The sequence below is a fragment of the Citrobacter sp. Colony219 genome (assembly GCF_019382635.1).
Classification (GTDB): Bacteria; Pseudomonadota; Gammaproteobacteria; order Enterobacterales; family Enterobacteriaceae; genus Citrobacter; species Citrobacter youngae.
On record NZ_CP080033.1, the window covers coordinates 1,653,191 to 1,661,263 of the forward strand.

Annotated in this window: 8 protein-coding genes; 7 read left to right on the plus strand and 1 reads right to left on the minus strand. The window is 56.0% G+C overall.

The window, feature by feature from the left end; genetic code table 11:
* Window positions 1–83: 83 nt before the first annotated feature.
* The 7 genes from entC (at window position 84) to JTI85_RS07125 (ending at window position 7,517) form a co-directional block, all read left to right on the plus strand.
* Window positions 84–1,259, plus strand: a complete 1,176-nt coding sequence (gene entC, locus JTI85_RS07095; RefSeq protein ID WP_219352339.1) for an isochorismate synthase EntC — start codon at window positions 84–86, stop codon at window positions 1,257–1,259.
* 54 nt (window positions 1,260–1,313) lie between these two features.
* Window positions 1,314–2,924, plus strand: a complete 1,611-nt coding sequence (entE, locus tag JTI85_RS07100; RefSeq protein ID WP_061067494.1) for a (2,3-dihydroxybenzoyl)adenylate synthase EntE — start codon at window positions 1,314–1,316, stop codon at window positions 2,922–2,924.
* Window positions 2,925–2,937: 13 nt separating this feature from the next.
* Complete coding sequence (locus JTI85_RS07105) at window positions 2,938–3,795, plus strand: isochorismatase (RefSeq protein WP_219352341.1); 858 nt, start codon at window positions 2,938–2,940, stop codon at window positions 3,793–3,795.
* Window positions 3,795–4,550, plus strand: coding sequence for a 2,3-dihydro-2,3-dihydroxybenzoate dehydrogenase EntA (gene entA / locus JTI85_RS07110; protein ID WP_048212325.1), 756 nt, complete (start codon window positions 3,795–3,797; stop codon window positions 4,548–4,550). Before JTI85_RS07105 ends, entA begins: the two co-directional genes overlap by 1 nt.
* 2 nt (window positions 4,551–4,552) lie before the next feature.
* Window positions 4,553–4,966: a proofreading thioesterase EntH gene (gene entH, locus JTI85_RS07115; protein ID WP_219352343.1), complete on the plus strand. Its 414-nt coding sequence runs from the start codon at window positions 4,553–4,555 to the stop codon at window positions 4,964–4,966.
* 184 nt (window positions 4,967–5,150) lie between these two features.
* Window positions 5,151–7,256 (plus strand): pyruvate/proton symporter CstA, encoded by a 2,106-nt coding sequence (cstA, locus tag JTI85_RS07120; RefSeq protein WP_016152202.1) that lies wholly within the window; start codon window positions 5,151–5,153, stop codon window positions 7,254–7,256.
* A 63-nt stretch (window positions 7,257–7,319) separates the two neighbouring features.
* Window positions 7,320–7,517 carry a YbdD/YjiX family protein gene (locus JTI85_RS07125; protein WP_006685574.1) on the plus strand — a complete coding sequence of 66 codons (198 nt, stop codon included), beginning with the start codon at window positions 7,320–7,322 and terminating at the stop codon, window positions 7,515–7,517.
* 98 nt (window positions 7,518–7,615) lie between these two features.
* On the opposite strand, the gene JTI85_RS21335 is transcribed toward JTI85_RS07125, so the two are convergent.
* On the minus strand, window positions 7,616–8,073 hold a 458-nt coding region (locus tag JTI85_RS21335; protein ID WP_255575482.1), incomplete at its 5' end, for an iron-containing alcohol dehydrogenase.

An 8,073-nucleotide genomic window follows, 5' to 3' on the forward strand; every position in this document is an offset into this window, starting at 1 on the left:
ACTGACGCTTTGCTTTTAGGTTAGCGACCGAAAATATAAATGATAATCATTATTAAAGCCTTTATCATTTTATGGAGGATGATATGGACACGTCACTGGCCGAGGAAAAAACGCAGACTATGGCAACTCTCGCTCCCGACAGTTTTTTCTTTATGTCGCCGTATCGTAGTTTTACGACGTCAGGATGCTTCGCCCGCTATGCGGAACCGGCAATTGATGGTGATTCACCAGACAGCCCTTTCCAACAGAAAATGCACGCACTGTTTGCGCAGGCCAAATCGCAGGGCATCGCAAACCCCATTATGGTAGGGGCCATTCCCTTTGACACCCGCCAGCCCTCGTCGCTGTTTATTCCTAAATCATGGCAAAGCTTCTCACGCACGGCAAAGCAGCAATCAGCACGTTACTTTACTGCCCATCAGTCGCTGAATGTCGTTGAGCGTAAATCGATTCCTGAGCAGGATTTTTTCGAAGATATGGTCGCCAGAGCAGCGGCGCTGACGGCAACCCCGGAAGTCGACAAAGTGGTGCTGTCTCGCCTGATTGATGTGACCGCCGACGCCAATATCGACAGTGGTGCGCTGCTGGAGCGGCTGGTAGCGCAAAACCCGGCAAGCTACAACTTCCATGTGCCCATCGACGATGGCGGTGTACTGATCGGCGCCAGCCCGGAATTGCTGTTACGCAAAGAAGGCGACCATTTCAGTTCGCTGCCGTTGGCGGGATCTGCGCGTCGCCAACCGGACGATGTTCTGGACCGGGAGGCTGGGATCCGTCTGTTAGCTTCCGAGAAAGATCGCCATGAACACGAACTGGTCACCCAGGCGATGAAAGCGGTTCTGCGTGATCGCAGCAGTGAGTTGCAACTTCCTTCGTCTCCGCAACTGGTCACCACGCCCACGCTCTGGCATCTCGGTACCCCGTTTGAAGGTAAAGCCAATGCCCAGGAAAACGCACTGACGCTGGCTTGTCTGCTGCATCCAACACCGGCGCTAAGTGGCTTCCCGCATCAGGTCGCACGTAAACTTATCGCCGAACTGGAGCCGTTCGATCGCGAACTTTTCGGCGGCATTGTTGGCTGGTGTGATTCGCAGGGCAACGGCGAATGGGTCGTGACGATCCGCTGTGCGAAACTGCTGCGTAATCAGGTATGTTTTTTCGCCGGAGCCGGCATTGTGCCCGCCTCGTCACCGATTGCGGAGTGGCGTGAAACAGGTGCCAAGCTATCCACCATGTTGAATGTTTTTGGACTGCATTAAGCGCCTGGTCTACCAGGCTATTCAGGCCTTATCGACAGGCTCTAAGGAGCAATAATGAGTATTCCTTTCACCCGTTGGCCGGAAGAGTTTGCCCGCCGCTACCGTGAAAAAGGCTACTGGCAGGATTTGCCGCTGACCGACATTCTGACCCGCCACGCCGATTGCGACCAGACGGCGGTGATTGACGGGGAACGCCATCTTAGCTACCGCCAGTTAAATCAGGCGACGGATAATCTTGCCTGTAGCCTGCGTTGTCAGGGGATCAAATCCGGCGAGACCGCACTGGTGCAGTTAGGCAACGTGGCTGAGCTGTATATCACTTTCTTCGCACTGCTCAAACTGGGCGTGGCTCCCGTATTGGCACTGTTTAGCCATCAGCGTAACGAACTCAACGCCTACGCAGCGCAAATTAAACCGGCGTTACTGATTGCCGATCGCCAGCATGCGTTATTCAGTGACGACGAGTTTCTGAATACCTTTGTTGCCGAACACAATTCAGTGCGCGTGGTCCAGTTGCTCAATGATGACGGCGAACACAATCTGCAAACGGCTATAAGCCAACCCGCAACGGCGTTTACCGCCACGCCATCGCCTGCCGATGAAGTGGCGTATTTCCAGCTTTCCGGCGGCACGACCGGGACGCCAAAGCTGATCCCGCGTACCCACAATGATTACTACTACAGCGTGCGCCGCAGCAACGAGATTTGCCATTTCACTGGAGAAACGCGCTATCTGTGCGCTATTCCAGCGGCGCATAACTACGCCATGAGTTCGCCTGGCGCGCTGGGCGTTTTCCTCGCGGGTGGAACAGTGGTGCTGGCGGCAGACCCGAGCGCGACGTTGTGCTTTCCGTTGATTGAACAGCATCAGGTAAACGTTACGGCGTTGGTACCGCCAGCGGTGAGTCTGTGGCTGCAGGCAATTCAGGAGTGGGGCAGTAACGCACAACTGGCTTCGCTGAAACTGTTGCAGGTGGGAGGCGCGCGGCTTTCGGCTTCGCTTGCCGCTCGCATTCCGGCGGAAATAGGCTGCCAGTTGCAGCAGGTCTTCGGTATGGCGGAAGGGCTGGTGAACTACACCCGTCTGGACGACAGTCCCGAGCGCATCATCAATACCCAGGGCCGTCCGATGTGCCCTGACGATGAGGTTTGGGTGGCAGACGCTGACGGTAATCCTTTACCACAGGGCGAGACCGGACGCCTGATGACGCGTGGCCCGTACACCTTCCGGGGTTACTTCAATAGCCCTGAACACAATGCCAGCGCGTTTGATGCTAACGGATTCTATTGCTCTGGTGATCTGATCGCCATCGATCGGGATGGTTACATCACCGTGCAGGGGCGCGAGAAAGATCAGATTAACCGCGGCGGGGAGAAGATCGCTGCCGAAGAAATCGAAAACTTGTTACTGCGCCATCCGGCGGTGATTCATGCGGCATTGGTCAGTGTGGATGACGAACTGATGGGCGAGAAAAGCTGCGCCTGCCTGGTGGTGAAAGAGCCGCTGCGCGCGGTACAGGTGCGTCGTTTTCTGCGCGAACAGGGCGTGGCGGAATTCAAATTGCCGGACCGTGTCGAGTGCGTTGAGTCATTGCCGCTGACCCCGGTAGGCAAAGTGGATAAAAAACAATTACGTCAGTGGCTGGCATCACGTTCACCGGCCTGAAGGAGAAGAAGAAATGGCAATCCCTAAACTGCAGGCTTATGCGCTGCCAACGGCGCTTGATGTTCCGGCAAATAAAGTTGACTGGGCATTTGAACCAGAACGCGCCGCGCTGCTAATCCACGACATGCAGGACTATTTTATCGGCTTTTGGGGCGAGAACTGCCCGATGATGGAACAGGTAGTGGCCAACATCGCCGCGCTGCGTCAGTACTGTAAAGCACATAATATTCCGGTCTATTACACTGCGCAGCCGAAAGAACAAAGCGATGAAGACCGTGCGTTGTTGAACGATATGTGGGGACCCGGCCTGACGCGCTCGCCTGAACAGCAAAAAATCGTCGATGCGCTGGCACCGGACGAAGCGGATACCATTCTGGTTAAATGGCGTTACAGCGCGTTTCATCGTTCACCGCTGGAGCAGATGCTAAGAGACACTGGACGTAACCAGCTGATCATCACCGGCGTGTATGCGCATATTGGCTGCATGACCACCGCGACTGATGCCTTCATGCGTGATATTAAGCCGTTTATGGTCGCAGATGCGCTGGCGGACTTTAGCCGTGATGAACACCTGATGTCGCTGAAATACGTGGCGGGGCGTTCCGGTCGCGTGGTGATGACCCAGGAGTTACTGCCGACGTCTGTTCCGGACAGTAAAGATGCGCTGCGCAGCGTGATTCTGCCGTTACTCGATGAGTTTGAAGAGCCAATGGATGACGAAAACTTAATCGATTACGGTCTGGACTCAGTACGTATGATGGCGCTGGCGGCCCGTTGGCGGAAAGTGCATGGCGATATCGACTTTGTGATGCTGGCGAAAAAACCGACCATTGACGCCTGGTGGACGCTGCTCTCCCGCGAGGTGAAGTGATGGCCGGATTTGACTTCACAGGGAAAACCGTCTGGATAACCGGCGCGGGAAAAGGCATTGGCTACACCACGGCGCTGGCGTTTGTTGACGCCGGGGCACAGGTTACGGGCTTCGACCGCGAGTTCGCGCTGGCAGAGTATCCCTTTGCCACTGAGGTGATGGACGTGGCGAACGCGCAGCAGGTGGCGCAGGTATGCGAGCGTTTGCTGGCGAATACTGGGCGTCTCGACATACTGGTGAACGCCGCAGGGATCCTGCGTATGGGACCAACCGACGCGCTGAGCGTGGAGGACTGGCAGCAAACCTTTGCCGTCAACGTGGGCGGAGCATTCAATTTGTTTCAGCAGACGATGGCGCAGTTTCGTCGCCAGCGGGGCGGGGCAATTGTCACCGTCGCATCGGATGCGGCGCACACGCCGCGTATCGGCATGAGTGCTTATGGGGCGTCAAAAGCCGCGCTGAAAAGCCTGGCGCTAACCGTGGGACTTGAACTGGCGGGCAGCGGCGTGCGCTGCAATGTGGTTTCGCCAGGCTCGACCGATACCGACATGCAGCGTACGTTGTGGGTCAGTGATGATGCGGAACAGCAGCGTATTCGAGGGTTTGGCGAGCAGTTTAAGCTCGGCATTCCGTTGGGGAAAATCGCCCGGCCGCAGGAGATCGCCAACACGATTTTATTCCTCGCCTCCGATCTGGCCAGCCACATTACGTTGCAGGATATTGTGGTGGACGGCGGCTCCACGCTGGGGGCATGACGATGATCTGGAAACGTCATTTAACGTTGGATGAACTGAATGCCACCAGTCAGAACACCATGGTGGCGCTTCTGGGTATGGTTTATACCCGACTGAGTGATGATGTGCTGGAAGCCGAAATGCCGGTGGATGAGCGTACGCATCAGCCGTTTGGTTTGCTGCACGGCGGCGCGTCGGCGGCTCTGGCGGAAACGTTGGGGTCAATGGCGGGTTATCTGATGACTCGAGACGGGCAGTGTGTGGTGGGAACTGAGTTGAACGCCACGCATCACCGCGCAGTATCGCAGGGGAAAGTGCGCGGTGTGTGCCAGCCGTTGTATCTTGGGCGACAGAATCAAAGCTGGGAAATCGTCATCTTTGATGAACAGGGGCGGCGCTGCTGCACCTGCCGTTTAGGCACGGCGGTGATGGGGTGAAGTCACCCGGCAAAGTAAAATGAAATTGCAGGGTTAACAGGTAAATGAAGTGATCCAGTTAACAATGCAATGTAAATACTCAGTGATACTTCGGGTTTGTATGGTTGTCAGGTTGTTAAATTCAGAAAAGATGTTATAGAAACAAAATGTAACATCTCTCTGGATCGGACAACGGATAACAACTATGAACAAATCAGGGAAGTACCTCGTCTGGACAGTGCTCTCCGTAATGGGAGCATTTGCCCTCGGCTATATCGCATTAAACCGTGGTGAACAGATCAACGCGTTGTGGATAGTCGTGGCGTCGGTCTGTGTCTACCTTATCGCTTACCGTTTCTATGGCCTGTACATCGCGAAAAATGTACTGGCGCTGGACCCGACGCGTATGACGCCAGCCGTGCGTCATAACGACGGTCTGGACTATGTTCCCACCGATAAAAAAGTACTGTTTGGTCACCATTTTGCAGCGATTGCCGGAGCGGGTCCGTTAGTTGGACCGGTGCTGGCGGCGCAAATGGGCTATCTGCCAGGGATGATCTGGCTGCTCGCCGGGGTAGTGCTGGCCGGCGCGGTGCAGGACTTTATGGTGCTGTTTGTTTCTACCCGTCGCGATGGTCGTTCCCTTGGCGAACTGGTGAAAGAAGAGATGGGCCCAACGGCAGGCGTCATTGCGCTGGTGGCCTGTTTTATGATCATGGTGATTATCCTCGCGGTACTGGCGATGATTGTCGTGAAAGCGCTAACCCACAGCCCGTGGGGAACTTACACCGTAGCGTTCACTATCCCGCTGGCGATTTTTATGGGGATTTACCTGCGCTATCTGCGCCCGGGTCGCATTGGCGAAGTGTCGGTCATCGGTCTGGTGTTCCTGGTATTTGCCATTATTTCCGGTGGCTGGGTGGCGGAGAGTCCTACCTGGGCCCCTTATTTTGACTTTACCGGTGTACAGCTGACCTGGATGCTGGTGGGCTACGGTTTCGTGGCTGCCGTGCTGCCGGTCTGGCTGCTGCTGGCACCGCGCGATTACCTTTCTACCTTCCTGAAAATCGGCACCATTGTGGGTCTGGCGGTAGGGATCCTGATCATGCGCCCGACGCTGACCATGCCTGCGTTGACCAAGTTTGTTGACGGTACCGGCCCGGTCTGGAGCGGTAACCTGTTCCCGTTCCTGTTTATTACCATCGCCTGCGGCGCAGTCTCTGGTTTCCACGCGCTGATTGCCTCCGGCACCACGCCGAAGATGCTGGCGAATGAAGGTCAGGCCTGTTTTATCGGCTATGGCGGGATGCTGATGGAATCCTTTGTCGCCATTATGGCGCTGGTAGCGGCCTGTGTTATCGATCCGGGCGTCTACTTTGCGATGAACAGCCCGATGGCGGTACTGGCACCTGCCGGAACCACCGATGTGGTTGCGTCAGCGGCACAGGTCGTGAGCAGCTGGGGCTTTGTTATCACGCCTGATACGCTGCATCAGATCGCGAACGATGTCGGCGAACAATCCATTATCTCCCGCGCAGGCGGCGCGCCGACGCTGGCGGTGGGCATGGCGTATATTCTGCACGGTGCGCTGGGTGGCATGATGGATGTGGCATTCTGGTATCACTTCGCCATTCTGTTTGAAGCCCTGTTTATTCTGACGGCAGTAGACGCCGGTACGCGCGCCGCGCGCTTTATGCTGCAGGATCTGCTGGGCGTGGTGTCACCAGGGCTGAAACGTACCGATTCGCTGCCAGCGAACCTGTTGGCGACGGCGCTGTGCGTACTGGCCTGGGGTTACTTCCTGCACCAGGGCGTGGTGGATCCACTGGGCGGTATTAACACCCTGTGGCCGCTGTTTGGTATCGCCAACCAGATGCTGGCCGGTATGGCGTTGATGCTCTGTGCGGTGGTGCTATTCAAGATGAAACGCCAGCGCTACGCATGGGTGGCGCTGGTGCCAACCGCCTGGCTGCTGATTTGTACCCTGACCGCTGGCTGGCAGAAAGCGTTTAGCCCGGATGCAAAAATCGGCTTCCTGGCTATCGCCAACAAATTCCAAGCGATGATCGACAGCGGTAACATTCCGGCGCAGTACACCCAGTCGCAGCTGACGCAACTGGTATTTAACAACCGCCTTGATGCGGGGCTTACCATTTTCTTCATGGTGGTCGTGGTGGTGCTGGGTCTGTTCTCTATCAAAACTGCACTGGCAGCGTTGAAAGAAGATAAACCTACGTCGAAAGAAACGCCGTACGAACCGATGCCTGAGAATGTCGAAGAGATCGTGGCGCAGGCGAAAGGCGCGCACTAATATTCTCTTAACCAATGAGCCCTCTCCTGAACGGGGAGGGCGTTTGTACGACAGGAAACCACTATGTTTGAAACGCTCTCTAAAGCCGGAAAGTATTTAGGCCAAACCGCCCGGTTAATGATCGGTGTGCCGGATTACGACAACTATGTTGAGCATATGCGAGTCACACACCCGGATCAGACGCCGATGACCTACGAAGAATTTTTCCGCGAGCGCCAGGATGCGCGCTATGGGGGCAAAGGTGGCGCGAAGTGCTGTTGATTTTTTGCCGGATGGCGTTAACGCTTATCCGGCCTACAACAATGCTTTGACCGTAGGCCTGAAAAGGCGAAGCCGCCATCAGGCAACCTGCACCATAGTCATACCGTAAACGACTCTACCTTTTCGAATGCTGCGCGCAGTGTCTCCGACGTTAACGTTACCGGCAGGGCGTGAATGGACTCCACCGGGCGCAGGGTGTGCGCAATCACTTTGTCGATTTCTGCGCGATTATTGATATCCACGTCCAGTTGAGCTAATCGGGTTGGCAGGTTGAAGCGCTGATAGGCGGTAATTAACTGCGCCAGCACAGCATCTTGTCCCAGCAACGCACTCTGCACCAGGATGCCGTACGCCACTTTAGTGCCATGTAAAAACTTCTCTGTTTGTGGGAGGACGGTCAGGCCATTGTGAACAGAATGCGCCGCCGCCACGCGGGTGTAGCGCTCGCCCAGACCGCCGACCATACCACCGCCAGCAATGATCGCATCCACCACGTCGCAAAACGCACGGGTCAGTTCACCACGCTGCTTATCTGCCAGCGCCTGCTCGCTGCTTT

Excerpts from the sequence above, each read along its gene's own strand:
- entC (WP_219352339.1), top strand. The coding sequence starts at position 84 with ATGGACACGTCACTGGCCGAGGAAAAAACGCAGACTATGGCAACTCTC.
- entE (WP_061067494.1), top strand. The coding sequence starts at position 1,314 with ATGAGTATTCCTTTCACCCGTTGGCCGGAAGAGTTTGCCCGCCGCTAC.
- JTI85_RS07105 (WP_219352341.1), top strand. The coding sequence starts at position 2,938 with ATGGCAATCCCTAAACTGCAGGCTTATGCGCTGCCAACGGCGCTTGAT.
- entA (WP_048212325.1), top strand. The coding sequence starts at position 3,795 with ATGGCCGGATTTGACTTCACAGGGAAAACCGTCTGGATAACCGGCGCG.
- entH (WP_219352343.1), top strand. The coding sequence starts at position 4,553 with ATGATCTGGAAACGTCATTTAACGTTGGATGAACTGAATGCCACCAGT.
- cstA (WP_016152202.1), top strand. The coding sequence starts at position 5,151 with ATGAACAAATCAGGGAAGTACCTCGTCTGGACAGTGCTCTCCGTAATG.
- JTI85_RS07125 (WP_006685574.1), top strand. The coding sequence starts at position 7,320 with ATGTTTGAAACGCTCTCTAAAGCCGGAAAGTATTTAGGCCAAACCGCC.